Source organism: Janthinobacterium foliorum (genome assembly GCF_978021625.1).
In genome coordinates, this window is the sequence record NZ_CDXDQE010000008.1 from 163,882 (window position 1) to 190,765 (window position 26,884).

The 26,884-nt window shown below is 64.9% G+C and carries 33 protein-coding genes; 12 read left to right on the forward strand and 21 right to left on the reverse strand.

Going from position 1 to position 26,884, the window contains the following annotated elements; genetic code table 11:
* Positions 1-103 precede the first annotated feature (103 nt).
* Entirely contained in the window at positions 104-1,486 is a 1,383-nt protein-coding gene (locus ACZ92H_RS17425; RefSeq protein WP_465050367.1) for a serine hydrolase, read from the reverse strand.
* A 20-nt stretch (positions 1,487-1,506) separates the two neighbouring features.
* The gene (locus ACZ92H_RS17430) at positions 1,507-2,505 is read right to left on the reverse strand and encodes a VirK/YbjX family protein (protein ID WP_465050368.1); all 999 of its coding nucleotides are present in this window, start codon (positions 2,503-2,505) and stop codon (positions 1,507-1,509) included.
* 162 nt (positions 2,506-2,667) lie between these two features.
* On the opposite strand from ACZ92H_RS17430, the gene ACZ92H_RS17435 reads away from it, so the two are divergent.
* The 3 genes from ACZ92H_RS17435 (at position 2,668) to ACZ92H_RS17445 (ending at position 4,192) form a co-directional block, all read left to right on the forward strand.
* Positions 2,668-3,096, forward strand: coding sequence for a DUF1801 domain-containing protein (locus ACZ92H_RS17435; RefSeq protein ID WP_465050369.1), 429 nt, complete (start codon positions 2,668-2,670; stop codon positions 3,094-3,096).
* A gap of 38 nt (positions 3,097-3,134) precedes the next feature.
* Positions 3,135-3,668, forward strand: coding sequence for a hypothetical protein (locus tag ACZ92H_RS17440; RefSeq protein ID WP_465050370.1), 534 nt, complete (start codon positions 3,135-3,137; stop codon positions 3,666-3,668).
* A 74-nt stretch (positions 3,669-3,742) separates the two neighbouring features.
* Positions 3,743-4,192: a GNAT family N-acetyltransferase gene (locus ACZ92H_RS17445; RefSeq protein ID WP_465050371.1), complete on the forward strand. Its 450-nt coding sequence runs from the start codon at positions 3,743-3,745 to the stop codon at positions 4,190-4,192.
* A gap of 349 nt (positions 4,193-4,541) precedes the next feature.
* Here the strand turns inward: ACZ92H_RS17445 and ACZ92H_RS17450 are convergent, their stop codons facing one another.
* Positions 4,542-5,576 (reverse strand): DNA-binding protein, encoded by a 1,035-nt coding sequence (locus ACZ92H_RS17450; protein ID WP_465050372.1) that lies wholly within the window; start codon positions 5,574-5,576, stop codon positions 4,542-4,544.
* 220 nt (positions 5,577-5,796) lie between these two features.
* Here ACZ92H_RS17450 and ACZ92H_RS17455 point away from each other — a divergent pair, with 220 nt between their 5' ends.
* The gene (locus ACZ92H_RS17455) at positions 5,797-6,822 is read left to right on the forward strand and encodes a tyrosine-type recombinase/integrase (RefSeq protein ID WP_465050373.1); all 1,026 of its coding nucleotides are present in this window, start codon (positions 5,797-5,799) and stop codon (positions 6,820-6,822) included.
* Between the two features lie 423 nt (positions 6,823-7,245).
* On the opposite strand, the gene ACZ92H_RS17460 is transcribed toward ACZ92H_RS17455, so the two are convergent.
* The 6 genes from ACZ92H_RS17460 to ACZ92H_RS17485 all read right to left on the reverse strand — a co-directional run bounded on the left by ACZ92H_RS17460 (position 7,246) and on the right by ACZ92H_RS17485 (position 11,034).
* Positions 7,246-7,590, reverse strand: coding sequence for a hypothetical protein (locus ACZ92H_RS17460; protein ID WP_465050374.1), 345 nt, complete (start codon positions 7,588-7,590; stop codon positions 7,246-7,248).
* A gap of 62 nt (positions 7,591-7,652) precedes the next feature.
* Positions 7,653-8,006, reverse strand: a complete 354-nt coding sequence (locus ACZ92H_RS17465; RefSeq protein WP_465050375.1) for a hypothetical protein — start codon at positions 8,004-8,006, stop codon at positions 7,653-7,655.
* A gap of 364 nt (positions 8,007-8,370) precedes the next feature.
* Complete coding sequence (locus tag ACZ92H_RS17470) at positions 8,371-8,796, reverse strand: GNAT family N-acetyltransferase (protein ID WP_465050376.1); 426 nt, start codon at positions 8,794-8,796, stop codon at positions 8,371-8,373.
* Complete coding sequence (locus ACZ92H_RS17475) at positions 8,793-9,251, reverse strand: PaaI family thioesterase (protein ID WP_131369500.1); 459 nt, start codon at positions 9,249-9,251, stop codon at positions 8,793-8,795. The genes ACZ92H_RS17470 and ACZ92H_RS17475 overlap by 4 nt, the downstream gene beginning before the upstream one ends.
* A 43-nt stretch (positions 9,252-9,294) precedes the next feature.
* Entirely contained in the window at positions 9,295-9,789 is a 495-nt protein-coding gene (locus ACZ92H_RS17480) for a MarR family winged helix-turn-helix transcriptional regulator (RefSeq protein WP_465050377.1), read from the reverse strand.
* Positions 9,790-9,834: 45 nt separating this feature from the next.
* Positions 9,835-11,034, reverse strand: a complete 1,200-nt coding sequence (locus tag ACZ92H_RS17485) for a citrate/2-methylcitrate synthase (protein ID WP_465050378.1) — start codon at positions 11,032-11,034, stop codon at positions 9,835-9,837.
* Positions 11,035-11,165: 131 nt separating this feature from the next.
* On the opposite strand from ACZ92H_RS17485, the gene ACZ92H_RS17490 reads away from it, so the two are divergent.
* Genes ACZ92H_RS17490 through ACZ92H_RS17500 form a run of 3 tightly spaced genes read left to right on the forward strand, consistent with a single transcriptional unit; the run spans position 11,166 to position 13,115 of the window.
* Positions 11,166-11,693 carry a GNAT family N-acetyltransferase gene (locus tag ACZ92H_RS17490; RefSeq protein ID WP_465050379.1) on the forward strand — a complete coding sequence of 176 codons (528 nt, stop codon included), beginning with the start codon at positions 11,166-11,168 and terminating at the stop codon, positions 11,691-11,693.
* On the forward strand, positions 11,659-12,060 hold the full coding sequence (locus ACZ92H_RS17495) for a LysR substrate-binding domain-containing protein (RefSeq protein ID WP_465050380.1): 402 nt from the start codon (positions 11,659-11,661) through the stop codon (positions 12,058-12,060). Before ACZ92H_RS17490 ends, ACZ92H_RS17495 begins: the two co-directional genes overlap by 35 nt.
* Before the next feature lie 2 nt (positions 12,061-12,062).
* Positions 12,063-13,115: an NAD(P)/FAD-dependent oxidoreductase gene (locus ACZ92H_RS17500; RefSeq protein ID WP_465050381.1), complete on the forward strand. Its 1,053-nt coding sequence runs from the start codon at positions 12,063-12,065 to the stop codon at positions 13,113-13,115.
* A gap of 44 nt (positions 13,116-13,159) precedes the next feature.
* Here the strand turns inward: ACZ92H_RS17500 and ACZ92H_RS17505 are convergent, their stop codons facing one another.
* From ACZ92H_RS17505 to ACZ92H_RS17515, 3 genes are all read right to left on the reverse strand, one after another.
* Positions 13,160-13,630, reverse strand: coding sequence for a hypothetical protein (locus ACZ92H_RS17505; protein WP_465050382.1), 471 nt, complete (start codon positions 13,628-13,630; stop codon positions 13,160-13,162).
* Complete coding sequence (locus tag ACZ92H_RS17510; protein ID WP_465050383.1) at positions 13,630-13,878, reverse strand: DUF6434 domain-containing protein; 249 nt, start codon at positions 13,876-13,878, stop codon at positions 13,630-13,632. Before ACZ92H_RS17510 ends, ACZ92H_RS17505 begins: the two co-directional genes overlap by 1 nt.
* A gap of 74 nt (positions 13,879-13,952) precedes the next feature.
* Entirely contained in the window at positions 13,953-14,834 is an 882-nt protein-coding gene (locus ACZ92H_RS17515) for a LysR family transcriptional regulator (protein WP_465050384.1), read from the reverse strand.
* Between the two features lie 97 nt (positions 14,835-14,931).
* Between ACZ92H_RS17515 and ACZ92H_RS17520 the strand changes: the two genes are divergently transcribed.
* Positions 14,932-15,516, forward strand: a complete 585-nt coding sequence (locus tag ACZ92H_RS17520; protein ID WP_465050386.1) for a GNAT family N-acetyltransferase — start codon at positions 14,932-14,934, stop codon at positions 15,514-15,516.
* A 128-nt stretch (positions 15,517-15,644) separates the two neighbouring features.
* The gene (locus ACZ92H_RS17525) at positions 15,645-17,123 is read left to right on the forward strand and encodes an MFS transporter (RefSeq protein WP_465050481.1); all 1,479 of its coding nucleotides are present in this window, start codon (positions 15,645-15,647) and stop codon (positions 17,121-17,123) included.
* Between the two features lie 505 nt (positions 17,124-17,628).
* Here ACZ92H_RS17525 and ACZ92H_RS17530 read toward each other — a convergent pair.
* The 4 genes from ACZ92H_RS17530 to ACZ92H_RS17545 all read right to left on the reverse strand — a co-directional run bounded on the left by ACZ92H_RS17530 (position 17,629) and on the right by ACZ92H_RS17545 (position 19,693).
* Positions 17,629-17,757 (reverse strand): hypothetical protein, encoded by a 129-nt coding sequence (locus tag ACZ92H_RS17530; RefSeq protein WP_465050387.1) that lies wholly within the window; start codon positions 17,755-17,757, stop codon positions 17,629-17,631.
* A 196-nt stretch (positions 17,758-17,953) separates the two neighbouring features.
* Entirely contained in the window at positions 17,954-18,337 is a 384-nt protein-coding gene (locus ACZ92H_RS17535) for a cupredoxin domain-containing protein (RefSeq protein WP_465050388.1), read from the reverse strand.
* Positions 18,338-18,340: 3 nt separating this feature from the next.
* On the reverse strand, positions 18,341-19,228 hold the full coding sequence (locus tag ACZ92H_RS17540; protein ID WP_465050482.1) for a metallophosphoesterase family protein: 888 nt from the start codon (positions 19,226-19,228) through the stop codon (positions 18,341-18,343).
* A 66-nt stretch (positions 19,229-19,294) separates the two neighbouring features.
* The gene (locus tag ACZ92H_RS17545) at positions 19,295-19,693 is read right to left on the reverse strand and encodes a c-type cytochrome (RefSeq protein WP_465050389.1); all 399 of its coding nucleotides are present in this window, start codon (positions 19,691-19,693) and stop codon (positions 19,295-19,297) included.
* 248 nt (positions 19,694-19,941) lie between these two features.
* Between ACZ92H_RS17545 and ACZ92H_RS17550 the strand changes: the two genes are divergently transcribed.
* Positions 19,942-20,454: a sigma-70 family RNA polymerase sigma factor gene (locus tag ACZ92H_RS17550; protein WP_465050390.1), complete on the forward strand. Its 513-nt coding sequence runs from the start codon at positions 19,942-19,944 to the stop codon at positions 20,452-20,454.
* Position 20,455: 1 nt separating this feature from the next.
* On the forward strand, positions 20,456-21,259 hold the full coding sequence (locus ACZ92H_RS17555) for an anti-sigma factor family protein (protein ID WP_465050391.1): 804 nt from the start codon (positions 20,456-20,458) through the stop codon (positions 21,257-21,259).
* A 44-nt stretch (positions 21,260-21,303) separates the two neighbouring features.
* Here ACZ92H_RS17555 and ACZ92H_RS17560 read toward each other — a convergent pair whose 3' ends face one another.
* Positions 21,304-22,362 carry an alpha/beta hydrolase gene (locus ACZ92H_RS17560; protein ID WP_465050392.1) on the reverse strand — a complete coding sequence of 353 codons (1,059 nt, stop codon included), beginning with the start codon at positions 22,360-22,362 and terminating at the stop codon, positions 21,304-21,306.
* 84 nt (positions 22,363-22,446) lie between these two features.
* Positions 22,447-24,732, reverse strand: coding sequence for a heavy metal translocating P-type ATPase (locus ACZ92H_RS17565; protein WP_465050393.1), 2,286 nt, complete (start codon positions 24,730-24,732; stop codon positions 22,447-22,449).
* 98 nt (positions 24,733-24,830) lie between these two features.
* Here ACZ92H_RS17565 and cadR point away from each other — a divergent pair, with 98 nt between their 5' ends.
* Positions 24,831-25,265 (forward strand): Cd(II)/Pb(II)-responsive transcriptional regulator, encoded by a 435-nt coding sequence (gene cadR, locus ACZ92H_RS17570; protein ID WP_131369443.1) that lies wholly within the window; start codon positions 24,831-24,833, stop codon positions 25,263-25,265.
* A 122-nt stretch (positions 25,266-25,387) separates the two neighbouring features.
* On the opposite strand, the gene ACZ92H_RS17575 is transcribed toward cadR, so the two are convergent.
* The 3 genes from ACZ92H_RS17575 to ACZ92H_RS17585 all read right to left on the reverse strand — a co-directional run bounded on the left by ACZ92H_RS17575 (position 25,388) and on the right by ACZ92H_RS17585 (position 26,881).
* Positions 25,388-25,819 carry a hypothetical protein gene (locus ACZ92H_RS17575; RefSeq protein ID WP_465050394.1) on the reverse strand — a complete coding sequence of 144 codons (432 nt, stop codon included), beginning with the start codon at positions 25,817-25,819 and terminating at the stop codon, positions 25,388-25,390.
* A 17-nt stretch (positions 25,820-25,836) separates the two neighbouring features.
* A complete protein-coding gene (locus ACZ92H_RS17580) occupies positions 25,837-26,217 on the reverse strand; it encodes a hypothetical protein (RefSeq protein ID WP_465050395.1) in 381 nt (126 codons plus the stop codon).
* A gap of 112 nt (positions 26,218-26,329) precedes the next feature.
* Positions 26,330-26,881: a DUF4142 domain-containing protein gene (locus ACZ92H_RS17585; RefSeq protein ID WP_131369437.1), complete on the reverse strand. Its 552-nt coding sequence runs from the start codon at positions 26,879-26,881 to the stop codon at positions 26,330-26,332.
* Positions 26,882-26,884 lie beyond the last annotated feature (3 nt).

The following is a 26,884-nucleotide window of genomic DNA, read 5'->3' on the forward strand; positions in this document are numbered from 1 at the left end:
GGCAAGTTCACGCCAGCCCCTGGATAAAGTGGCTGGAATGCACGCCGAGCATAGGCCCGCTACATGAAGGTTGCCTGAGTTTTATGTCACTATTGCTGAAAACTCAAGGCTTGCGCTTGCCCGCCGTGGCCATGCCGTTCTGGTGCAGGACCACGCCCGTGATGGCGCCCCCGGCATCGCGCTGGAACACCAGTTGCGCTTCCACTTCCTTGTAAAAGAAAGTGTCTTTCGCGCTGGCGAACACGCGCGCCTCGCCCTGGCCCGTGGCAGCCACCAGCAAGCCTTCCGGTCCCTGGCGCACGCTGAGGACAAACGTGGGGGCCAGCGCGTACTGGCCCGCATATTGGGCCAGCTCGGCCGCGGCGATGGGGATTTCCCTTGGCGGCGGGCCATCCTGCTTCAGGGGCGGCAGGCTGCCGGGCACCAGCACGCCGACACCGAGGGCATCGACGTCGCGCGCCGTATTCGTCAGCACCACGACGCCCCGCTTGCCGTCCAGGGTAAAGCCGACGAAGCTGGCATAGCCGCCCGTCTCGCCGTTATGCCAGGCGAAAGGCCGACCCTTGGCCTGGTCGAGCACCCAGGCCAGGCCCACCTGCTTGACGCCATCGCCGTCGCCTTCCCCGGCCAGCACCTGGCGCGGCTGCACGGCCAGCTGCTGCGCAGGGCCGGGGGCGCGCATGTAGGACTGCACATAGGCAATCATGTCGCGCGTGCTGGAGCGCACGGCGCCGGCCGCCGCGATGGACTGGAAATGCCAGTTCGCCGTCGGCTTGCCATCGGCCAGATGGCCGGGCGCCAGGCGCGCGCGCAGGGCGGGCGTCGTCAAGGTCGAGCTCGAATGCATGCCCAGCGGGCGGAAGATGCGCGCCTGCAGCAGTGCTTCATATGGCCGCTGCGCCTGTTCGGCCAGGGCCGTGCCCAGCAAGCCGTAGCCCAGGTTCGAATATTCGTAGGCGGCGCCGGGCGCGCGCGCCAGGGCGTGGCTCGCCAGGAAAGCGCGCAGCTGTGCCTCGCCATAGTCGGCGTAGGGATCGTCCATGTCCGCCGGCGCCAGGTTGGCGGGCAGGCGCGGCAAGCCGGAGAAATGCGTGGCCAGCTGGACCAGCGTGATTTTCTGGCCGGCAAAGGCGGGAATCGCATAGGCGGGCAGCAGCTCGGCCGCCGCTTGCTCCAGGCCGGCCTTGCCCGCCACGACGGCATCGGCCAGCAGCAGGCCCGTCATGGTCTTGGTGACGGAACCGATTTCATAGACGGTGTCGGCGTCAGGCACGCTTTTGTCGCCAGGGCGGGCGCGGCCGAAGCCATACACGGCGCTGTCCTTGCCATCGATCACGGCGATGACGAGGCTGGCATGCTTGCCGTCGCGTACCAGGCTTTGCGCGCGCTCGCGCACGGCGGCATCAAGGGCGGGTGCGGCCATGGCGCCGGCCGTGGACAGCGATACGATGGGCAGTAACAGGGTGTGCAGGCGTGGTGGCATCATCAACTCCGTCAGGTAAATTGTTAATGGTGGGAAAGCAAAGCACTGTCGTCGAGCAAGTGATTCCTGTCGCAGGATGATGCCGCTGGCGATGCCGCTGGCGTCGCCAGCAATGTCGCCAGCTGGGTGCGCATCTCCGCCGCCAGCTGTTCCAGCATGCCGGCGCGGCGGCGCGCATCGGCGCGCTTTTTTGAAGGCACGTCCAGCAGATCGGGCGCCCGGTAAGGCGCGCAAGGCAAGTGATAATTGCCGTCGCGCATGCGCAAGGCATGCAGTTCCTGCCAGGCCTGGTCGTAATCGGCAGCAATACGCTGGCGGCGCCGCGCATTCAGGGCGATGCGGTTGTCATTGCTAATCAAAAATACGTTATTGCAGGCAAAAAAATCGCCGAAATCGCGCAGCGCCGTGACCATCAGGTTTTTCGGACGGCAACCGTGCAGCGCCCGCGTGGCCGCCTTGACGGCCTGCGCGCCCGCTTCCGAGCGCAAGCCTTGCAGCGCGCCCAGCTGCAAGGAGACGCCGTCCGCGCGGGGCAGGAACAGGAAACTGGCCAGGTAGAGGGGCTGGCCATCGCGCGTCAGGCGCAGGCACAGTTCGCCTTCGCGGTAGCTGTCGTGGATGGCCGTCAGCTGCAGGCGGTACACGGCGTCATCCTTGCCGGTGATGCTGGCCAGCAGCACGGGCTGGCGCGCCGCCTGCTCCACCAGCCCGCGGGCTCCCGCCTGCCACAGGAAGCGGTAATGTCCCTCCAGCAAGGCCAGGCGCGCCGTGCAACCCAGCTGGCGCGAAGCGTAGGGCCGGTAAATCTTGAAGCGCAGGCAGGGATGCAGCTGCGCCAGCGTGGCCAGGCCCGGCATGCTGCCCAGGAAGGCATGCCAGCGGGTGCGCTGGCGGGGGAAGAACAGGGCGCCCAGCGCCGCTTTCAGCCGATGTCCGCCCGCAGGCCGTGGCGCCGGCGTGACGGCATGGTGGTGCGCGCGATTGCGTGCGTTGTTTTGCAGGTTGATAGCAATGTCATTCATGGGTTCGCCCGGAAGTGGCAGGCGCTGCACGATGAGAGCCTTGCCAAGTTGTATGCTACGCAAGCCAGGTGAATTTCATATTAAGATGCGAGGCGCCGGCGCATTGCGCGTCCTTGCCGGCGCGGTGCCATGCCCGCTCAACGGGAGAGGAGATTTGCTATCATGAAAAAAACAGAAACCGGCGGCGTAACCGCGGCCGATGCCGCCCTGTCCGCCGCGCGCTTCATCGATGCCAGCATCGAAGAACTCGGCGATTGGCGCGGCGCCACGCTGGCGGCCGTGCGCGCATTGATCCGCGAGGCGGACCCGGACGTTATCGAAGAAGTCAAATGGCGGGGCGTGCCCGTCTGGTCGCACGCGGGCATCCTCTGCGCAGGAGAAACCTATGCATGGGCCGTGAAACTGACGTTTGCCAAGGGGGCGTCCTTGCCGGACCCGGCCGGACTGTTCAACGCCAGCCTCGACGGCAATACGCGCCGCGCCATCGATATCCACGCGGGCGAACGGCTCGACCCGGCAGCCTTCCAGGCCCTGGTCCGCGCCGCCGTTGCGCTGAATGCCAGGTCCAGAACGCAGCGTGCCGCCACGTGAGACATTACCTGTATATCTGGCACGAGCCTGCTGCGCACATGCTTGTCGCCTCCGGCATCGAATTCCGCGATTTCCTGCCGTCGCTCGCGCACGGCGGCGGCGTGCTGCTGCTCAAGGGCAATGCCAAGGCCGCGCAGCGCGCTGCGCCCTCGACACTGCCATCCGTGCCGCAGCGGCAACTGGCCGCCCTGGCCAGCGAAGACATCGCGGCCTGGGGCAGCCACGCCTGGGCCGATTATCCGGAAGGCAGCGTGCCGCCACTGGACGCGGCTGACCTGGCCGAGGCCCGTTATTTCGCCCGCCACGGACAGCCGCTGCGCCAGCCAGGCATCGCCGCCTTGCGCAACCGTTTTCTTGCCTATGCCCACGATGACGGCTGGTATCTGAAACTGTTTTACAGGGACTGGGCCGATGTGGCGCAGTTTCTTGCCGCTGCCGTCCCGGCCTCCCTGGGCACGCTGGATCTGCCTGCCTTGCAGCGCGGCGAGGCAGGATGCTGGCTGCAACAGGGTATTGCCGAGAAGGAAATGCCGACCCATGATATCGACAGCGTGCTCAATCGCCGGCTGTAGCCATATAATGGCCTGGCCATCATTCTCACGCGCCGATTCATGTCCGCTCCCCATTTCATCAGCACAGCTTGCCCATGAACCTGTGCACGCTGCGCCCATTCGCGGAGGCCGACACGGCCGCATGCGTCGCCATCCTGGCGCTGGCGGGGCGCGACGCGTTTGGTGCTGTCGCCGATAGGGTCGCCTTCCTGGCGGCGACGCAAGGCGAAGAGATCCTCGTCGCCGAGCGGGGCGGCATCGTCACCGGCTTTGCCGCCGTCTACACGGGCGCCGCGCCCGAACACTTCCTGCACCATCTGTATGTGCATCCGGCGCATGCCGGACAGGGCATTGGCACGCAATTGCTGGCGGCCGTGGCGGCGCGCTTCGGCCCGCAGCTGAGCCTAAAGACGCAGATGCGCAATGCGGGCGCGCGGCGCTTTTATGCGCGCGCGGGCTGGGTGGAGGACGCCGGCGACTGCGGCGTGGACGCCGTCGGCGCGTGGATACGCGTGCGCTATCGTCCCGGACACGCCGGCCCATGATAGCGGGGCGGCAGGTGGCGCGAGGCGGCCCGCCAGGCGGCCGCAATCAGGACGGTCCGGCGTTTGCGCCAGCGCCACGGCGATGGCCGCTTCCAGCGCGTCAGCATGCGCATGCTGCCACGGCGCCGCCTTGCCAGTATGGAAATCTTCCAGCCAACGGTGAAAAATCCTCCACTATTTCCCGTCCTGGGCCGGCAGCTTCCCATCGACCGGCGCCGGCCTGAAGTACGGCGCATGGCCTTCGCCATCGTCCGCCATGGGGCAGGCAACATAATAATGTGGCTCCCCCCGCCAACGGGCAATGCCCGAGCGCGGGCCGTCAGGCATTGCCCAGGCCATGCGCACGGGTTCAGACCTCGCGTTTTTCCTTCTTGATGCCTTGGGCATCGAGCAACAGCGCCAGCCTGGCCGCCATGCCGGCATGCTCTCGCAGCAAGCCATCGCGCTCCATTGCCAGGGCCTCTGATTTCTGCTGCGACGCTTGCGCATTCTCCGCCAGCATATCGAGCTGCCGGTCCTGCGCGGCCAGCGCCACTTTCGCGTCGTTCAGCGCCTGCAGCGCGGTGTCGAGCTTGGCCAGCAAAGCGTCGGCGGAGGCGGCTGCCTGCAAGTACTGAAACTCGAACTGGTCGCGTTCGGGGCGCACGGTGGCCAACGCCTGGCGGTCGGCGGCCGCGTCCGTGGCCAGGCGCGCCTGTTCCGCCTGCAGCTGCGCCAGGCGCATGTCTTGCTGCACCAACGTCGCCTGCTGGCCTTGCAGGCGCTGCTGCAGCTGCGCATTGTCCTGTTCCAGCCGGCTTTCCCGCTGCTGCGCCTGTGCACGCTCTTCGCTGCGCTGGGCGGCAGATGCTTCCTGGTAATGGTCGAACTGCGAGCGCACTTGCGCCAGCTGGCGGTTCAGGGCGGCGATTTCCTCGCCACGGTCGGCCAGGCGCTGCGTCAGGCCCGCGTTATCGCTGTGCAAGGTGGCCAGGGTGACGGCGCGGAAATGGTGCTCTTCCTTCAGTTGCGCCAGCGCATGCTGCGTGGCGCGCAGTTCCTGGGTGAGGGCGGCGCGCACTTCCGTCAGTTTCAGGCGCTCCGTTTCCGTCTTTTTCAATTTCTCCGTGGCCGCGTCCAGTTCGGCGCGGTTTTGCTGCATGGCCGTTTCCAGCTGCTGCGCCACGTCGCGCTGCTGCTTGTCATACACGCCGCGCATCGCTTCCATCAGCTCGGCCGGCAAGCCCGCTTCCGTCTTCACGGCGCCCGCGCCCTGGAACTCTTCCTTCCAGCGTTTCAGCAGGGGCGCGATGGTGCTTTTGCTGCCCGTGCTGCCCAGCGCTGCGCGCACGCTGTCGACCGTGGGATTGCGCCCATCGGCAGCGACGATTTGGGCTGCTTTCATAACATCAGAGTACAGAATGCCGGTGCGGGCCATAAAACCACCTATGAACGAAATTTAGTAACGTATTACATGATACGTAATACAGAATAATATTACGATATAAATTTGCAGTGTTTTTGAAAAAAATAAGTGGCGATAAGATCGCTTATCGCGGGTTATGGGGGGGGGTGCATGGTATTCTGCGTATTTCCCGGTACACCAGCCCGATTTCAACGATTCCATGCCCGATTTGCCCCTTTCCAAACGCCGCGCCGCCGTGCCGAAAAATGCCGGTATCGCCGTGGCACCGTTACACGGCGCCCTGGTCGACGCCGAGCTGGCCGCGCGCCACCAGGCGTTTCTCGCCGCCGCTACGTCCGATAACACGCGCCGCACCTACCGTTCCGCCATCCGCCACTTCCAGGCGTGGGGCGGGGCCTTGCCCGCGGACGAGTCCACCGTCATCCGCTACCTGATGGCGCATGCGGACAGCCTGAACCCCCGCACCCTGGCCCTGCGCCTGACGGCCCTGTCGCAATGGCATGCGTACCAGGGCTTTGCCGATCCCGCGTCCACGCCCACCGTGCGCAAGACCCTGGCCGGCATCGCCCGCCTGCACGGCAAGCCGAAAAAGAAGGCCAAGGCCCTGCCGCTGGAAGACCTGGAGCTGATCGTCAGCACACTGGCCGCGCTGGGCAGCGTCAAGGCCTTGCGCGACGGCGCCTTGCTGCAGCTGGGATTTTTTGGCGGTTTCCGCCGCAGCGAACTGGCGGGGTTGACCCTGGAAGACGTGAGCTGGGAACCGCAGGGCATGGTGATTACCTTGCCCCGCTCGAAAACGGACCAGCTGGGGGAGGGCATCGTCAAGGCGATTCCATACGGCGACGGCGTCTGCTGCCCGGCCACGGCCCTGCGCGCCTGGCTGGCCGCGGCGCACATCCGCACGGGGCCGCTATTGCGTCCCGTCAATCAGTGGGGCCATGTGAGCGCAAAAGCGCTGCACGCGAGCAGCATCAACACGATCCTGGAGCGTTGCGCCAGGCTGGCGGCGCTCGATTACGTGCCGGAGTTGTCGAGCCACAGCCTGCGCCGCGGCATGGCCACCAGCGCGCACCGGGCCGGTGCCGATTTCCAGGCCATCAAGCGCCAAGGCGGCTGGCGCCACGACGGCACCGTGCATGGCTATATCGAGGAGGCGGGGCGTTTTGAAGAGAATGCGGCGGGCAGTTTGCTGAAAGCGAAGAAAAAGCCCGCCTCCAAGGGCTGACGGGCGGCGCGCGCATGGCTGGGGCAACGTCCACCACGCCAAAGGCGGATGATTTCTGACCGGCAGCCGCCTCGGGCCCGAAATCGACGATGCGGTCGCCTAAGGGACACTCGGCGCGGCGCTTTTCCCACTGCCCCTCAGTCGTGTTCAGGTGGTACTGGTCCGGCAGATAGTGCCTGAGCCGGAACGACAGCAGTTCCCTTGCATGGCGGTGTTGGCCGAATGTTCGGACAAGCCGCAAAGTAGCTTATACTTTGACAATTGCGCAGGCAAATTCTGGTGTCAATTTAACATGAATGACCTTCTTGCCTGCTTCACGTCCGGACGTGCGCTCGTGGACGGCTGAAGCCACCTCAAATTCGATACCTGTTCTGAACAGCGGCCTCAAGCTCAGCCAGCGCCAAGCCTCCTCGCTGCCAAAACTCAAAAAAAATACTCTACTGTTTCGGCAGAAGGGCCACTATCCATGGGATGTAAGACGCAGATGGCAGTTCTTATTTTCAAAACGTCCGGCTCGTCCGATTGATCTCGCCCTTCAATTGCTCGCCAGAGGCGTACGCGCTCGCCAATGACTTCCTCAGCCGTCGCCGCGCCGTTGATGAAGCGATTCGCCACAGCTGCGACTGACTTGGCAGCCTCGGGCAATTGCGACGTCACTCGTCCTATCGCCTCAATCATGAATCGCTGAGCTGAAAATTGTTCTGCAGGATCATCCAGGTCCACCGCAGATGCAATAGCATCAAAACGTCTCTTATTTACCATTTGCATTCAGTTTCAGTGATTGCTCGCTGCCCACATCGGGACCCCGTTGCAGGCAATGAGGCCTATCGTCAAAAGTCGGCGAATTTTGCCCACATCATGCCTAAATACCCAAGCGCAGCGCCAATAAGGCTTGCGAGCGCAGCGCCTTCAAGCGGCCAGCCCCACAAAGCGGACAATATTAACGAAGCTATCACTCCGAATGACATCCGACCGACTGCACTGGACTTGATCATCAAGTCCGAATCCGGATCGAAGGCGTATATCCCCCCGAGTAGGAATCCGAGGCAAGAGAAGGAACCGGCCAAAAGCGACGCTTGCCGCCACGATATGTCCGTCCACGGTGCCGCATATGACAGCGCTGCGCCAATGCTTGTCACCGCAAAAAAGATTGCCAGGATAATTGCTTTACGCAATGTGGTCATGATCGGCCTGTGCGAAATACTGGTTTGAGGAGCTGCTCAACAGACAGAATTGGCCGCCAGCGGCCTATGAGCATAACGAATTAGCAAGCGAGAAAAACCACGCATTGTCACAGCAACGTGAAAGTCTGCTTCTGGCCAATTGTGTTGAAAACGCGGGTACGTGGACATTTGGATAGAAATTCTGCCTGTCTGGACTGGCCAGAACCGCCGCTATTGAGCGATCACCGACTGCCGGGAAGTCTGAGAGCGCCGAAAATGTTGCCGGCCGACTTATTCAACATAATAGGCCGATAGCGAACGGCCATAAGGGCTCAGCATATGGCGTTGTTACTCCTGTGGCACGAAAATGACTGGGTGAAGCGTTTTAAGGCAGCTGTCTGATGAAGTGGATGCGCTCCCTGGCCGGATCGCCAAAGTGCTCCACCAGCCGGACCTGATAGCCATTGCGGATCAGCAAGCGCAGCATGGCGGGATAGCGGTTCATCGATTTCACCGTGATGGCGGGGAAACCCTGCCCGCGCGCCCACGCTTCCTGGGCTTCCAGCAGGCGCTGCGCCAGGCCCGTCTTGCGGTGCGCGGGCAGGACGCCGCCGAGCCAGCTGTACAAGGAGCCATCCTCGGCGGCATATCCCAGCTTGCAGCCGACGGGCTGGCCGTCCGCTTCCGCGATCAGGATCAGCGCATCGGCTGGCAGCCGGTCCTGCAGCTGCGCCAGGCTGCGCGGGCGGTCGAATTCCGGGATCGCCTGCAGCACCTGCCAGGCTTGCGCGATGCTGCCGCTGCGTATCATGCGACCGCTGGTTCCCGGCCGGACGGGCGGATGATCATGCAGGTCGCCGTCGCATGCGCATACACTTTACCGGCTTCATCGCGGATCGTGCCTTCGGAAATGACCAGGTTGCGGCCTGCATTGATGACCTTGCCTTCCGCGTAGAGCGTCGCGTGGAAGGGCAGGGGACGGCACATCTTGATGTTCAGGTCCGTCGTGCCGTAGCTTTCGCCTGCCGGCAAGACCGTGTGCGTGGCGCAGCCCGTGACAGTATCGAGCACCGTGGCGGCAAAGCCGCCATGCACGCCGCCCATGGGATTGGCGTGGTTTTCATTGGCCGTCGCCGTGAACATCACGCGGCCGTGCTCGACCGTCTGCGCATCCATGGGCATGGTTTTTGAAATGCCGGGGCGGGGGAACAGGCCCTGGGCGAACGCTTGCATCAGCTGCAAGCCGGTCATGTCGTTGGGGTGCATGGTAACTCCTGTGGGGTGAGGGTAGGGTTAAACGTCTTGCAGCTCAAACGTCTTGCTGGAAACGCAGGCGCGAAGCGTGCAGCAGGAAGCGGGCGACGACGGCCAGTTCTTCCTCGCTGAAACCTTGCTTCAGTTGTTCATTCAGGCTGTCGAGCAGGGGCAGGGCGGTGGCCAGCACCTCGGCGCCCCTGGACGACATGTGCAGGGCGCCGGCACGGGCATCCTTCGCCGACTGGCCGCGCACGATCAGGCCGTTTTCCTCCATGCGCGCCACCAGGCCCGTGACGGCGGAATTTTTCAGCTGCAATTGCCGCCCCAGATCCTTCAGCTGGCAGCCTTCCTCGTTCTGCAGGGCAAACAGGGCCACCACTTGCGTGCCGGAATAGCCCAGTTCGCTCGTAAATACGGCATCGGCAGAGCGGAACAAATTCTGGCGCGCCAGGCTGAGCAGGTTGAACAGACGTGGCGAACGTTCGCCCAGCGGGCAGGCGGCCGTCGTCTCGGGCATGTCTGGTGATAAGGAAGGTTTGGTACGCATGCGGAGTATACTACTACGTATGCGTATTAAATCAAGCGCTGTTTGTCAATCGCGCGGATGCCGCCCCACATAGCGGGCGCGGGGGCGTATCAGGGCCGCGCTGGCAGCTTGCTCGGCCGCGTGGGCGATCCAGCCTGCCGAACGGGCCAGGGCAAACAGGCTCATGCTTGCGTCGGGCGGCCAGCCGAACGCCAGTGCCATGGCCGCCAGCGCCAGGTCGGCGTTTGGCTTGGCGTCGAGCACCTGTTCCGCCGTGGAGCACGCGGCCAGGATGGCGGGCAGATGCGGGAGCGCGGGCGACAGCAGCGACAGGCGCTCCAGCAGAAACGCGGCGCGCGGGTCGCCGTGCGGATACAGCGGGTGGCCGAAGCCGGCGAATTCCGGCGCGGTGTTTGCGTAATAGCTGCCGATGGCTAGCCTGGCGTCTGGCGCGTCCAGCGCCATGGCCAGCATGCGGCGGGCCGCCGCCGCGCCGCCGCCGTGCCTGTGTCCGGACAGCGCCGCCAGCCCGGCACCGAGCGCGGCCGGCAGGCTGGCGCCCGTCGAGGCGACGCAGCGCACGGCAAAGGTGGAGGCATTCAGTTCATGATCGGCCAGCAACACGAGCGCGGCGCGGATCAATGCCGTTTCCTCCGGGCTGGCCTGCCACGCATCGGCCAGCTGCCGGTGCAGCGGCAAGGCGGATGGCGCCGTCTGCAGCAGGGCGGCAGCCAGCGCGCGCATCAGCAGGGGACCGGCGCGCAGCAGCGTTGCCGGTGCGGGCATGGCTGCCAGCATGGGCAGGATGGCCATGGCGCGCGCCAGCGGTGCCGCGTCCGGCATGCAGGCGCCTGCGCGTTCCAGCCAGCCGGGCGGCAGCGCGGCGGCATCGCCAGCAAAATAATCGGCCGCGCCATCGTCCCACAGCAGGCCGGCAACGGACTCCAGCGAGGCATGGCCGGCCAGCGCCGTGGCATCGCAGCCCCGGTACAGCAGCCGGCCATTGTCGATCTGGGAAATGCGCGTTTCCAGCACGGGCAAGCCCCAGTGCATGGCGGCCGCTGCCGCCTGGCCGCCGCGTTTGGCATCGTTCCTGCGCGCCGCCAGGCACAGCACCTCCTCGCGCGGATAGCGCTTGCCGCGCGATGTCGCGCTGCTGCGCGAGGACAGCAAGCCGCGGCTCACATAGGAATACAGGGTCGGCAGGCTGACGCCCAGCAGGCGCGCCGCATCAGGGGCAGACAGGTCATTGTGCATGGCCGCCATTGTAGCGCTTGCCTCTGCATTGCTTGTCTGTGCATCGCATGTCCGTTGATATTGATTGCGTGAATCAAGATTGACGGGAGCGGCCGCGCGTCCCTAGACTCATGCTTTCTTTACTCGGGCCGAGCCTTTACATGAGCACCTTGACGATACGCACGCTGCGCCCGGACGATGCCAGCCAGCTATTCACCTTCGAGCAAGGCAACCGCGCCTGGTTCGAACGCCATATCGAGCCGCGCCCCGATGACTTCTACAGCCCGGCAGGCATCGCCGCGCACATCGAACATTTCCTGCAGCAGCATGCGCAGGGCCGCATGCACCCCTGCGTGCTCCTCGACGAGCACGGCGCGCTGGCCGGGCGCGCGAACCTGAAGGATATCGACGTGGAATCGGGCACGGCCGAAGTGGGCTACCGCATCGGCCAGCGGCAAGCGGGCAAGGGCATGGCCACGGCTGCCCTGCGCCATTTGATCGACCTGGCGCGCGAGCAATGGCGACTGGCCCGCCTGCATGCCTACGCCATCGACGGCAATGCGGCATCCGTCCGCGTGCTGGAGCGTTGCGGTTTCACCCGCGGTGCGGCCGTGCCCGGGATTGCGGTGGTGGCAGGCAACACCGTGGACGGCCATGCGTTTGCGCGCGAATGCGCCGTCACGGCGTAGGCGGCGTACCCAGCAGCGGCAGCCTGGCCAGCATGTTTCGCAGGGCCAGGGCATGCACAATTGCCTCAGTTATGCTTACTATGGCAGCAAGCTGTGGCGATTTACTGCGGCGGGCGGCGATGTTGTCGTGCCCGTAACGGGCAACTTCAGCACCAATGAGGTCGCCGTGGTGGTGTGCGCCGCCCAAAATGGCACGGGCATCGCGCTGCTGCCGTGGTTTGCCGCGTCGCAAGCTGTCGCCGACGGCGCGCTGGTGCTCCTGCTGCCCGAGGTGCGCGCCCTGATTGAATTTCTGTCAGAACATATGCAGGCGCTGCGCATGGAAAGCGCGCCAGCATCGAATATATACCAAAGCAAAGGACCATAGACATGCAGCATGCAATACCCCGGCACATCATCGTCATCGGCGCCGGCATCGTCGGCGCATCGCTGGCCTACCACCTGGCAAGCAAGGGCGCCCGTGTCACCGTCGTCGAGGCGGACGGCATCGCGTCCGGCGTGACGGGCACTTCGTTTGCCTGGATTAATGCGTCGCATGCGGGGCCAGATCCCATCGCGTCCTTGCGCGGCGCGGCTATCGCGGCCTACCGCCGGCTGGAAACGCAAGTGCCCGGACTGGAAGTGCGCTGGACGGGGGCCTTGTCGTATGGCACGCAGGACGGACGCGTGTCGCCGTCGTCCCTGTGGCTGGACCGCTCCAGCATTGCACAGCTGGAACCCAATCTGAAGACACCGCCGGAACTGGCCGTGCACGAACCGGAGCAGGGCGCCCTCGATGCGGTGGCGGCCACGCACGCCTTGCTGGCGGCGGCCCGGGCGCATGGCGCAACCATCCGCACGCACACGCCGGTGCTGGGATTCAAGATGGCGGGCGCAACAGTGTCGGGCGTGGAAACGGCCACGGGCGTCGTCGATGCCGACCTGGTCGTGCTGGCGGCCGGCACGGGCACACAGGCGCTGGCGCGGCAGCTGGGCGTGCACCTGCCCATCCACGCCTCGCCCGCCATTTTCCTGCGCTACCAGGCGCCGCCGGGCCTCGTGCGCGGCATCATTTCCAGCCATGCCATGGAAGTGCGGCAAGCCGCGGACGGCAGCCTGCTGGCGGCGGAAGACTATGTGGACGACGCCCTGGAAAACCAGCCCGCCGCCATGGCGCGGCGCACGGCCAGCGCGATCCGGGAGGAGCTCGATGGCGTGGACTTTCTGGCGCCGGAGCTGGCCTGCGTCGGTCTGCGTCCCATGCCGCTGGACGGCGTGCCCGTCGTTGGGGTGCTGCCGCAGGTGGAAAACGTGTATGTGTGCGCCATGCATCCGGGCGTCGTGCTGGCGGCGATCGTAGGGCAGCTGGCCAGCGAAGAAATCATCGATGGCCAGGCGGCATCCGCCCTGGACGCTTGCCGGCCGGCGCGGTTCGTCGCGTAGATCGCCATGCCGGAGGGCACGGCGGCCCGGCCTGGCGCCGGCACTTACGGCAGCGGCACCACGAACACGGGCAGGATAAAGGGTTCCGGTTCCGAGGACGCCGTCTCCGGCGCGTTGTCGTCATCCTGCGGCGCCTGCATGACGTGTTCGTTGCGCCAGTCACCGTCCACCACGCGCGCGACGATCAGCGACAGGTCCTGCGTTGCGCGTATTTCGCGGCGAAACGGCAGGCGGCCATGCGCGCGCGAGACCAGGCTGAAGCGCAGCTGCCTGCATTGCGCATCGTGCCAGCAATAAAAAAGCATGTCCTTGCCCGTGACGGCACTGCCGCGGGCCGCGATCAGCTGGCGAATCAACGCGTCCACCGCGGCCGCATGGATCTGCGGCGTTTCCTCGTCCGTGGGCGAAAAGCACCACATATTGCTCACCGCTTCGTGATTGATGTCAGCTGGGTCGATCTCCACGGCATCATCTTTCGCCATGGCGAACCAGTCATTCAGGACGGTGGCGTGCATCACGTCTGTCTTTCTCTTCTCATGCATGGCGGCCCTTGGCGCTGATGGTGCCGGCGCAGCCATTCATCGGCAACGTCGCCCATGGTGTTGACGGCGCCATCGCGTATCCAGGCCATGAAATCACGGTCGAATGTGAACGACGGGCCACATTCTTCCAGCAGGAAGCGCCTGACGTTCTGCGTATTCTTGTAGCTTGCATCAACGACGGTGTGCCGGAAAATCGTGCCGCCGTGCCAATCGAACGCCATGCGGGTTCCCCTCAGGTCATCAGTAGCGTGCCATTCTAGAGGATGGCAGGCGGTTTGACGATTTTCCAGTCACCTCACCCCCTCGGCCCGTCGGCCAGCAACTCCGCCAGCCTGGTCGTCAGCCACAAGCTCGTTTCGCTGAGCTTCTTGCCATGGATGGCCAGGCGCCGCACGGGCAGCCTGGACAAGGCCAGCGCAGGGCAGGGCACTTCCTGCAGATAGCCCTTGTAGTTGTCGTAGTTGGCGATGTTCAGGGGCAAAATCGCCCAGCCCAGCTCGTCGGCGACCATTTCCGCGATACTGTAAAAACTGTCGGAAAACCACACGGCGGGACTGAACGCATGTTCGCGGTTCAGCTCGGAATCCATGATCAGCTGGCGGTAGCGGGTCAGCTCGTTGCGGGTGACTTCCTGGCCGTGGGCCATCGGATGGCCCTTGGCGACGAACACGCCTTGCGCCACGCTGCCGATATGCTGCTGCTCCAGCACGGGCGAGATGGGGCCGCGGTCGAAGTGAAACGCCACGTCCGCCTGCTGCTGCTCCACGTATTGCGCCACCTCGGATGCCGTGGCGTTGAGCATCACCAGTTCCAGCGCGGGGTAGCGCGCCGCCAGTTCCTTCACCAGGGTGCTGATGGCCAGGTAGGGCAGGGCTTCGTCCAGCGCCAGGGTCAGCTGCGCTTCGGGCGCGGCGCTCAAGAGCTGGGCGCGCAGCTGCAGGCGTTCGGCCTGGCGCAGCAGTTCGCATGCTTCCAGGTGCATGACCTTGCCCGCTTCCGTCAGCACGGCGCTGCGCCGCGAGCGGTCGAACAGCTCCACGCCGAATTCCGCTTCCAGCAAGCCGATCGAAGTGCTGACCACCGATTGCGCGCGGCCCAGCCGGCGCGCCGCGCCCGAGAAAGAACCGGCTTCGACCGCCGCCTCGAAGTAGCGCATTTGTTCCAAAGTCCATTGCATGGTATCCACCTATCTTTTTTACAGATGGATTTTAACTTGAATGCCATCCAGGGGCGACATAAAATGCATTTACATTTTCAACAACATGAGATCCGCCATGAAAAACGCTCAAGCCAGTACCCCCGCCATCCGCTTCAGCTGGTGCCACGACGCCACCGCCGAAGGCGCCCTGTGCAAGCTCTACCTTGACAACGTCAGCGCCGATTATATTTCCCATTCGGAACTGCAAGGCGAGCGCGCCGATGCGCCCGGCAATTGGCGCGCGGACTTGCCTGAGATCATACGTGGCGAAATCCGCGCCGCCCTGTCGCACGACTGGGAGCATGGCGATTCGACCCTGCTGGCCGTCGCCAGCGCCGGCGACGACATCGTCGGCATGGCCCTGGTCTCCATCGACACGCGCCAGCGCGCCTCGAAATCGTTCGCCGCGCTGGACGACCTGGTCCTGCTGCCTTCCGTGCGCGGCAGCGGCATCGGCAGCCTGCTGGTGGAATGGGTAGCAAGCGAGCTGCGCAGCCACGGCATCGCCCGCCTGTTCCTCGAGTGCGGCGCGCACAACCTGGCGGCACAGTCATTCTTCCAGGGCCGCGGCTTCAAGCAGGTATCCGTCGTCATGCTGCGCGAACTCGACGTGCCGGAAGTCACGGCCGCCGTGGATGACAAGGATGGCGACCGTGGCTGACGCCCGCCGCGCCCGCCCAGCCCAGGCCCGTGGCAGCCTGGAACGTAAATATTTGCGCAGCACTAAATTTATCCATACCGATAGTTGTTAAAAGTTACACTAAAATCCATGAGTTGTTTATGCATCCAATGAAAAAATGGCTGACGCTGGCCATCGTCTCCAGCGCCCTGTTCCTGATCGTGGTCGACATGACCGTGCTCTACACCGCCTTGCCCGCGCTGACGCGCGACCTGCAAGCTTCCGCTTCCGAAAAACTGTGGATCATCAACGTGTACGCGCTGGTCGTCTCCGGCCTGCTGCCCGGCCTCGGCACCCTCGGCGACCGCCTGGGCCACAAACCCGTATTCCTGTCCGGCCTGGCCGTATTCGGTATCGCCTCGCTGTGCGCCGCGTTTTCGCCGGCCGCCGAATGGCTGATCTTTGCCCGCGTGCTGCTGGCCATCGGCGCCGCCCTGATGATGCCGGCCACCTTGTCCATCATCCGCCTCACCTTCACCGACAACCGCGAGCGCTCCTTCGCCATCGGCGTGTGGGCCGCCATCGCCTCGGGCGGCGCAGCCTTCGGCCCCGTCCTGGGTGGTTTCCTGATGGAACACTACTGGTGGGGTTCCGTCTTCCTGATCAACGTGCCCATCGTCGTGCTGACCCTGGTGCTGGCCGCCGTCATCCTGCCGCAGCGGGCCGGCAACCGCGACAAGCCGTGGGATCTGAAGGGCTCCTTGCAAATCATGATGGGTCTGCTTGGCGGCGTGTATGCCATCAAGGAGCTGGGCAAGCCGCAACCGTCGTATGCGATTGCCGCCTTGGCCTTCGCCGTGGGCGCCATCTTCATGCTCGCTTTCGTGCGCCGCCAGAAGCGCCAGGCCAGGCCGCTGATCGACTTCGCCCTGTTCCGCGAACTGCCGTTTTCCAGCGCCGTGGCCGCAGCCATGGTGGCGTCCGCCGCGCTGATCGGCATGGAACTGGCGCTGAGCCAGCACATGCAGCTGGTGCGTGAACTGTCGCCGCTGGAAGCGGGCTTGCTGCTGCTGCCGCTGCCGCTGGCGTCCGTGTTTGCCGGTCCGCTGACGGGGTTCATGCTGCCGCGCGCCGACAAGGCCAAGGTCCTGTGGGGTTCGCTGCTGCTGTCGGGCATCGGCATGGCCAGTTACCTGCTGCTGCACGACGCCACCGTTCCGGCCCAAGTGGCCAGCCTGGTGATCCTGGGCCTGGGCCTGGGCGCCGTGATGACGGCCGCGTCCAGCGCCGTGATGCTCAACGTGGCGCCGCAGCAAGCCGGCATGGCCGCCTCGATCGAGGAAGTGTCCTATGAACTGGGCGCCGTGATCGGCGTGACGGTGCTGGGCACCATCCTGTCGGCCGTCTACAGCGCCACCCTGGTGATTCCGGAAAGCGCGGGCCTGCTGCCGAATGCCCATGACACCCTGGATGCGGCCCTGCTGGCCGCCGAGCAATTGCCGGCCGAACTGGGCCTGCAAGTGTCGGAACTGGCCCGTTCGGCCTTCGACAAGGCCTTTATCGTCGTGCTGGCCACGGCCTCGGGCATCCTGATGGCGGCCGCATTCGCCATCCGCCATCTGCACCTGAAGGCCCGTCGCGTCGCGTGATCGCCTTGCACCCACTGGCCGGCAAGCGCCGTTTCGCCGGACAGTGGGAGCATCTTGCGGATCGCCGCGACGACGACGTCCGGCGACGTCAGGGCCATCTGGTGGCTGGAATCGGCCGCCACCCTGATGGCCTGCGGGTACAGGCCGCGCACCGCATCGCGCGTAGCCTGGTCCATCCTGAAGGCGCCAAAGTCGACGGCAATCGCCGTCTTCGACACGGGCTTGCTTCCAGCAGCACGGGCATCTCGGCAAGCGTCGGTAGTGCGAGTGTCATCTCGCCCGTCGCGTCGATCCATTCGATTTCGCGCCATACCGTGCGCGAAAAGGCCAGCCGCCCCCCGGTCCCGGGAGGATGGCGGCCAGCGACAGCGCAACCAGCGCTCGGCCAGGCGCAGCGCGCCGAACAGGGTATGCACGATGCACAGGCAGATGCCGATGTTCGGCAGCAGCGAGGCCCACCACCAGCCGGGCCGCTCGACCCGGGCAAAGATGGCGACGATGGCCATCAGGCCAGCGCCAGGGCGATGCCGATCAGGGAAATGACCAGCAGGCGGGTCGGGAAGGGGGCGGGATGGCGGGCACGCCGCTCCCATAACGGGCGCCAGCCTTGCAACAGGGTTGTTTGTTGGATCATGGCCGTAGTGTACTGGCCCGTTGCCATCTTATCCATCGTGCAACTTGCCATTCGTCGGCCCCCCCTGTCGATTTGTCGCATGGGCACCGCAAGGGCCGGCCCGGCGGGCAATCCGTGCTGCCACCCGTCGATGGCCAGGAAGCTCCTGAACATGGGGCGGGCGGGCGCCCGGCGCCGGGCGTGCGGGCAGGCGCGCCTAGTCCATGACGATGAGTTTTCCGTTCATCTCCTCGTGGCCGCTGCCGCAGAAATTGTCGCACAAGAAGGCGTATTCACCGGCCTTGCCCGGTGTCAGCCGCACTTGCGTAAGCTGGCCCGGCATCAGGTCGGCGCGGATTTTCATGTCCGGTATGAAAAAACCATGCATGAAATCGATGGCCGTGAAGGCCAGCACGACCGGCACGCCTTTCTTCAAGGTGATCTCGTTCGGCGTATAGGCGAATTTCCGGGCCTGGATGGCGATGACCCTTTCCTTTGCAGTAAATTTTTTCACGCCCTGGGCGTCGATGGTGGCTACCGCGAGCAGCGTCCCGATGCCGCAGGCGCACCTGATGCAGAACTGTCGTCTGGCGCGGTGCATGGCTTATGTCCTCGTGACGGGAAATTCCGCCAGCTTGTAGTCCTTGCCCGCTTCCACCTCGCGGAAACCGAGTCCCTTGTTTGGCGCGGCCGGGTCCCACGGCAAGGGCGTGCGCTTGTCCTGCGAACCGGGCGCCGGCAAGGGAAAGATCAGCGACTTGGCGGCGTGGTGCGCGATGTGCCCCGTCATGTGGTGATGTTCCTGGTGGATATGGCCATAGAACACCGTGAGATTGCTGTATGGCATCAACAGGGCAATGGCCTTGTCGCCGTCGCGCGTGGCCCAGTCCCACTTGGGCACGAGGTCGAACAGGGGGCGGTGGGTGAAGACGACGATGCGAGCATCCTTCGCCTGCTGGTCCAGGTCATTCTTGAGCCATGCCAGCTGGGCGTCGCCGATGCGCGCGCCGGGGTCGGACACGTTATCGAGGGCGATGAAATGCACGCCCTTGTGCCCGAACGCGTAGTTGGACGGGCCGAAGTGTTCCTGGTAGGCGGCGCCATTGTCGAGCGAGGCATCATGCTCGCCGGGAATGAAATGCACGTTTTTCACGCGCAAGCCAGCCGCGATATCCTTGAACTCGGCCATGCGCTGGCGCCGCTCCTTCGGGTCGTCCGTCGTATGCGTCAGGTCCCCCGTGAAGATGATGAAGTCGGGCTGCGCCGCCAGCGCGTTCACGGTGGCGACAGCCTTTTTGAAGGTGTTGCGGGCATCGGGATTGGCGGCGCCGGTGTATCCCCAGTGCACGTCGGACAGCTGGACGAAATAGAAATCCTCGTAGGGAGCGGCCGTCTTGCCGGCCGCCATGGCCGGCGCATGTCCGTACAGCCCTGACATGAACACGGCGCCGCCGCCGATGGCGGTCAATTTCATGAAACTTCTGCGATCCATCATGATGAGTCTCCTTGAGTGCCTGGCATGGCTGGCAGGCGGTGGTACAACGGTCACTAACGGTCTCTATTTGGCGGCCGGGGCCGGGCCGGCGCGCGCGGCATCCTGCCGCAGGTAGGCGATCAGGTCGGCGCGCTCTTTCGCGTCCGGCACCATGTAGCCCATTTTTTGGCCGGGAATCAGCTTTTCCGGATTCGCCAGCCATCGGTCCAGCGTCTTCTCGTTCCACACGATGGCGGACGCCTTCACGGCGGGCGAATAGCTGTAGTTCGCGGCGCTGCCCGCCTTGCGGCCAAAGACGCCCTTGTGCGCGGGACCGACGCCGTTGTAGTCGATCGAGTGGCAGGACATGCACATGGTTTTGTAGAGCACCTGGCCATGAGCGGCGTCGCCGGCGCTGGCGGCGCCGCCGAACGCCATCAGCATGGCCGCCGCCAGGCAGGGGAGGGAGTGCGGGTGGTTCATGTCGAGTTCCTTTCGCTTTGCAGTGCCTGGCGCCGGTCCGATGCGATCGGCGCCAGCAAGTGCTATAACTCCGAACGAACAGAAAATATTCCCGGCCATGCCGCTGACATGGCTAAAAAAAAGTCCGGACAGCGGGAATAAAGGGCGGGCAAGACGAGTCTTACTAAAAGCGACGAGCGACACAGACGACAGACAGGCTGACGGGTGTTCATTTGAGTGACATCGATAAAACCGGGCGCTTTGAAAAAATGGCCTTGCCTCACCTGGACGCTGCCTACAACCTGGCACGGTGGCTCACGCGCAATGACCAGGATGCTCAGGATCTGGTGCAGGCGGCGTTCCTGCGGGCCTACCGTTTCATGGACGGCTACCATGGCGATGGCGCGCGCGCCTGGCTGCTGACCATCGTGCGCCACACGTATTACACGTCGCTGCGCGACAATCGCGCGGAACACGACGACGTCGGCTTTGACGAGGACATCCACGGGCAGGACGAGGCGGGAGGCGGCATGGCCGCTGCCACCGTCGGCAACCCGGAAGACATCCTGGCCCGCAGCGACGTGAAGGAAGTGGTCGATCACGCCCTGCAGGCACTGCCGCGCCATTTCAGGGAAGTGCTGGTGCTCAAGGAAATGGATGACTGCTCGTACAAGGAGATTGCGGACATCGTCGGCATTCCGCTCGGCACGGTGATGTCGCGCCTGGCGCGGGGACGCAAGCTGCTGCTCGATTATCTGAAACAACATACCGATGAGAAATGAAATGCAGTGCAAGGAATCCCACAGCAAGCTGTCCGCCTTTGCCGATGGCGAACTCGACGCCCCGGCGGCGGCGCAATTGACGCAGCATCTGGCCCAGTGCCCGGACTGCGCCAGAGCCTGCGCGCAGATGCTGGCCTTGCGCGCCGCCGTCAGGACGCAGGGCACGCGGCATGCGGCCCCAGCCGCCCTGCATCAGCGCCTGCGCGCGGCGTTGCAGGAAGAGGCGGGGGCGTCGAAAGCGGCGCGGCGGGCGCGGCGAGGCCGGCAATGGGGGCGGCTGCCGTGGGCGTGGATCAACTTCGGCGTGGCAAGCGCCAGCACGGCAGCCCTGGCCGTCACCTTGCTCCTGTACCTGTCCCAGCCTTCCGCAACGGAACGGCTCGACCAGGAAATCGTCGCCAGCCATTTCCGTTCGCTCATGCCCAATCACCTGGCCGACGTGGCATCATCCGACCAGCACACCGTCAAGCCCTGGTTCAATGGCAAACTCGACTTTTCACCGCCCGTCGTGGACCTGGCGCAGGAAGGCTATCCTCTGGTGGGCGGGCGCCTCGACTATATCAGCCAGCGTCCCGTCGCCGCCCTCGCGTACCGCCGGCACCAGCATGTGCTGAACCTGTACGTCTGGCCAGGCAGCGCAGCAAGCGACGCGCCGCCGCGCCTCAGCACGCGGCAGGGTTTTCACCTGATACGCTGGCGCCGCGCCGGCATGGATTATCAGCTCATCTCCGATCTCAACGCTGCGGAACTGCTGGACTTCGAGCGGCGGCTGGCGGCGCAGATCGACAAGGACGCCATGCCGTAAAATGGCGCCTGAAGCGGGCGCCGCCCGGCAGTCTACCCGGCAGTCTACTTGAGCAGGGGCGCCACCTGTTCGCGCAAGACCGTCCATTGCGCGTCGAGCACGGCCTGGTTCGGATCGTGCCCGGCCCGTTTCACGAGGGTAAAACCCTTCCGCGGCGCCGCGATGCCGTCGAAATAGGCGCGCGCGATGGCGGGCGACGTCAGCAAGTCCTCCTCGCCCATGATGAAGAAGACGGGCAGCTCGAAGCGCGTGCCCAGCGCGGGCAGATCCACGCTTGCAAACATGCCGTCGCCGTGCAGGCCGATGAACTGGAGATAGGAGTAATCGTCGGCCGCCTCGGCATCGGCCAGCGCCTGCGGCGTGGCATAGAACGGCGCCGCTTGCCACCAGTGCCGGGGCGGCGCATCCGTTGCCAGCGCCTCGTACTTGCGGTCGAAGCGGCGCAGGATGCCGAAATTGCGCGGGTCCGTCCATGGCGGCGCCCCCAGCGCCGTCAGCCTGTCGACGGTGGCGGTGTCGCCGGCCGCCTGCGCCAGCGCCATGACTTGCCGGTACATGCCCGCTTCGTTCTGGCGTGCATTGACCACCTGCGCCGTGCCGACATACGCGTGGAACAGGTCCGGCCGCAGCTTGGCCATGTGCACGCCCAGGATCGAGCCCCAGGAACTGCCCATCAAAATGACTTTATCCTGGCCCAGGTGCCGGTGCAGATAGCTGGCCACGGCGATGCCGTCGTCGCGCATCTGCGCCACGCTGAGCGTCTCATCATCGCCGGGCCGGTTCTTTGCATACGTCATGCCCGCGCCGCGCTGGTCCCACTGCACCAGCGTGTAGTCCTGCTGCCAGCTGGCATAGAGCGCGTCCGCAAACGGACTCAGCGCATTGCCCGGACCGCCATGGATGAACAGGACCACGGGATTGCCGCAACGGGCGCCCGTGATGGTGATCCATTGCGCGATGCCGTTGATGGGCACATAGCCTTGTTCCTGCACGGCTTGCCCGGGCGTGGCGCAGGCGGCGGCAGCAGCGGCCGCAGATGCTTGCAGGCATGTCAACGGCAGCAGCAGGGCGGACAGCAGGGTCAGGCGGAGCAAAGGAGGCATCGGCTACCTTGGGACGGTTGTGGACAGCCCACAAAGTAGCGTTTTTCATACGAATTGTCCAGATGGAAATATTTCCAAGCGGGACTATGTTTGTTTGCCCTTGCGCAGCAGCCTGAGCCCGTTCGCCACCACCAGCAGGCTGGCGCCCACGTCCGCGAAGACGGCCATCCACAGGGTGGCCATGCCGGCCAGCGCCAGGCCGAAGAAGACGGCCTTGATGCCGATGGCAAAGCTGATGTTTTGCACGAGGATGGCGCGCGTGCGCTGGCTCAGGCGTATGAATTCGGGCAATTTGCCCAGTTCATCATCCATCAGGGCCACGTCTGCCGTCTCGATGGCCGTGTCGCTGCCGGCCGCGCCCATGGCAAAGCCGATATCCGCCTGCGCCAGGGCCGGCGCATCGTTGACGCCGTCGCCCAGCATGGCGACCACGCCGAATTGCTGCTGCAAAGCCTTGATTTCATCGAGTTTATTTTCCGGCAGCAATTCCGCCTTGACCAGGCTGACGCCGACATCCTGCGCGATGCGCTGCGCCGTCAGCACATTATCGCCCGTCAGCATGACGGTGGTGACGCCCAGCGCATTCAGGCGGGCGATGGCGGACGCTGCCGTCGGGCGCAGCACGTCGGCCACGGCAATGACGCCCAAGGCACCCGTTTGCGTGGCCAGCACCATGGCCGTGTAGGCTTGCTGTTCCAGCCGCGCCAGGATGGCTTGCAGCGCCGGCGTCAGGACGTTCAAGTCCGTCATCAGGCGCGCATTGCCCAGGTAATACGTCTGGCCATCGATGCTGCCGCGCACGCCGCGTCCGTGCAGGGCGGCAAACTGCGTCACCGGCAAATGGCTGCCGGCGGGCGGCCCCGCCTTGACGATGGCGGCGGCCAGCGGGTGGGCTGAATTGGCGTCCAGGCTGGCGGCCAGCAGCAGGACGGCATCGCGGCCGGTGCCGTCCAGCGCCACCACGTCCGTGACAGCCGGCTTGCCCATGGTCAGGGTGCCCGTCTTGTCGACGGCGATGGCCTTGATGCGGTAGCCCGTTTCCAGGAATTGCCCGCCCTTGACCAGGATGCCGCGCCGCGCCGCCGCCGTCAGGCCGCTGACGACCGTGACGGGCGTGGAAATGACCAGCGCGCACGGGCAGGCGATCACCAGCATCACCAGCGCTTTATATAGCCAGGCCATGAAGGGCGCGCCCGTCAGCAGGGGCGGCAGCACGGCCACGAGGATGGCGAAGACGACGACGGCGGGCGTGTAGTAGCGGGCGAACTGATCGACGAAACGCTGCGTGGGCGCCTGCTTGCCCTGGGTTTCCTCGATGACCTTGACGATCTTGGCCAGGGTGCTGTTGCCGCTGTTGGCCGTCACGGTGACGTCCAGCACGCCCCGCTCATTGATGGTGCCCGCATACACGACATCGCCTATGGTCTTGTCCACGGGCATGCTTTCGCCCGTGATCGGCGCCTGGTTGACGGACGACTCGCCGCTTGCCACGATGCCGTCGAGCGCAATGCGCTCGCCCGGCTTCACGCGCAGGACGGCGCCGATGGCTACCGTGGCCACGGGCACTTGGCGCCATTCACCCTGCGCATCGGCGACGGTCGCCACGTCGGGTGCCAGCTGCATCAGGCTTTGCACGGCATTGCGCGCGCGGTTCAGCGACAGGCCTTCGATCAGTTCGGCGATGGCGAACAGGAAGATGACCATGGCCGCTTCCGGCCACTGGCCGATGGCGATGGCGCCGAAAACAGCCAGGCTCATCAGGAAATTGATGTTCAGGGTAAAGCTTTTCAGGGCGATCCAACCCTTTTTCAGGGTCGGCCAGCCGCCCGTGGCAATCGACAGCAGGGCCAGGGCGATCACCAGCGGCGCGCTGTCCTCGTGCGTCGTCCAGGCCAGCGCTTCTGCGCCCGCCGCGGCCAGGCCGGAGACGACCAGCAAGCCTTTTTGCAGGCCGGACAGGCTGCCTTCAGCGGAATCGCGCACGATGGCCGCGCCCGCTTCCATGGGCAAGGCTTGCATGCCGATGCCGTGCAGTGCCGCCTCCACCGCGGCCAGCGAGGGCAGGGTGTGGTGCACGTCCAGGACGCGGTTCATCAGGTTGAAATCCAGGCCCACCACGCCGGCCATGCCGCCCAGCTTGTTGCGGATCAGCCGTTCTTCCGTCGGACAATCCATGTTGGCGATGCGGTACTTGGCCGTGCTGGCGCCATCGATGGGCGCGCTGCGCAGGGAGGGCGCCGTGCCGGCGGCCGGCGTGGACGCGCAAGCGTGCTGGCCGGCGCAGCAACTGGCGGCCTTGGGCGCGGCAGCCGGTGCCGGGTCGTGGGCATGGTCGTGCTTGTGGTCGTGATCGTGGCTATCGTGCGGCATCGCATCATCCTTCAGGATTCGTGTATGCTTCCATTAGAAACCCTGTAGCCGCTACAGGGTCAAGCAGAATTTGCATGTTGGAATGAAAAGAGGATGCCATGCGTATCGGAGAACTGGCCAAACGGACCGATTGTGACGTGGAAACCGTGCGTTACTATGAAAAGGCGGGCTTGCTGCAAGAGCCGGGCCGCAACAGCGCCGGCTACCGCGAATACCGCGAAGAGCACCAGGAACGGCTGCAATTCATCCGCCATTGCCGTTCGCTGCAGATCGGCCTGACGGATATCCGCGCCTTGCTGGAGTTCAAGAACAACCCGGCGGAAGGCTGCCAAAGCGTCAATGAATTGCTCGACCACCATATCCTGCGCATTGCCGAGCAGATGGCGAACCTGCAGACCCTGCAGCAGCAGCTGGTGACCCTGCGCCACCAGTGCGACCAGCCGCAGCCGTCGCAAGACTGCGCCATTCTGCAAAACCTGTCCGAAGCGGCCAGCGGCCACGACTGCGCCTGCCATACCGACCTGCCGCATTGACAGCGCCGCAACTGCCATCCAGCAGGACGACGCGCTGGCAGCGGCGGACGCTGGCCAGCGCCAGGACGGTAAACACGCAAGGGCAGTCGTTGCGATGATGGGCAAGCGGCGCCAGCGACGCCTTACCAGTCTGCCGGGTCTTCCGCCGCCGCCCTGGCCAGGTCGTCGCGCCAGTCGTGCCGCGCCAGCTGATAGATATCCGCAAAAAAGGCGCGCGGATCGTGCATGTCATCCCACCGGGCGGGCAGGGCATGCGTGCTTTCCGGGTCATGCGCGAGGATGGCGGCAAAATCGTAGGCCGGGTCTTGCAGCGCCTGTTCCAGCACCTGCACCAGCATGTAGCGGTGGCGGTAGCTGAGTTCCTTGTATTGCGAGGTGATATCGCGGCGTATCAGGGCAGCGCGCCGGACGGCGTCATTCATGTCCCAGGTGTCCAGCTCCACGCCCAGGGTTTCTTCGCGGTCATAGACGTCGAAGGGACCGAGGAAATGGTGCAGGGTGGGGACGTAGGGCGCCTCGCTCCACGGCCCCCGCAAGCCTTTTTCTTTTTGCATGATTGGTACGCTCACGCTCATGCGCACTCGGGCAGGGTCCAGCCCTCGTAGCCCAGGTCGGTCGGGTAGATGGCGCGGTTCTCGGCCCAGCGGGCATAGTCGAGGATGCCGTCTTCATGCATGTCCAGCACCCATTCCGTGCTTTCCAGCAAGGTCCCATCCTTGTGGTACACGCGGAAGAAGGTGGATGTGCTGAAGGCGCGCACGATGTTCTGCGGCACGCCACTGCCGTAATGGGGCACGAAGGTCTTGATCACGCACGTGCCCTTGTCGTTCCATTGCTGCGCATACACGGTGGCATTGCGGGCGGCGGCCACCTTGATGAACAGCCAGGCGCCCAGCACGATGATGAACAGGATGGCGGCGGAAATCAGGCCGGTTTTCTTGAGTAGCTGCATGGAGTCATGGCGTCGCCAAAAACGAAGTTGCCGCATTGTATGCCAAGAGGGGACAGCTTGCCGTACAGCACGTACGGCAAGGATCTCGCTGGCTAATCAGCGCATTGTCGTCCTATTTGGCCAGCGCCGCATGCAGGGCCGTGGCCATTTCCAGGTGATGTTGCAATGCCGGCAAGGTCTTGGCCGCGAAGGCCTTGATGTCAGGATCGCTGGCTTTCTGGCTGGCATCCGTAAACAGCTTCACGGCATCCTTGTGCGCCGCCACGCCGATGGTCGATGCGTATTCCTTGTCGAACTGGGCCCCTTCCAGCCGGCTCAGCTTGTCGATCTGCGCCTTGTGCCTGGCGCCGGGCTGGTCGCTGACGTCGATCTGCTTGCTGCTGGCCAGCTGCTTCAGCTCATCGGCCACCTTGCCGTGGTCCGTCACCATGGAGTCGGCGAATTTCTTCACTTCCCCATTGCTGCTCTTGCTTTGCGCCACCTTGCTGGCGGCGATTTCCGTGCTGCCTGCATCGGCAGCCTTGCTGAGGAATTGCTTGTCGTAGGCGCCAGGCGCGGCGGCCGCGATGCTGTTGATGGCGATGCCGCTCAATAGCGCCACGGCGGCACCGATGGCAACGCTTTTCAGGGAAGGGCCACGGGAACTGGTGGTGGAAATAGGCATGGG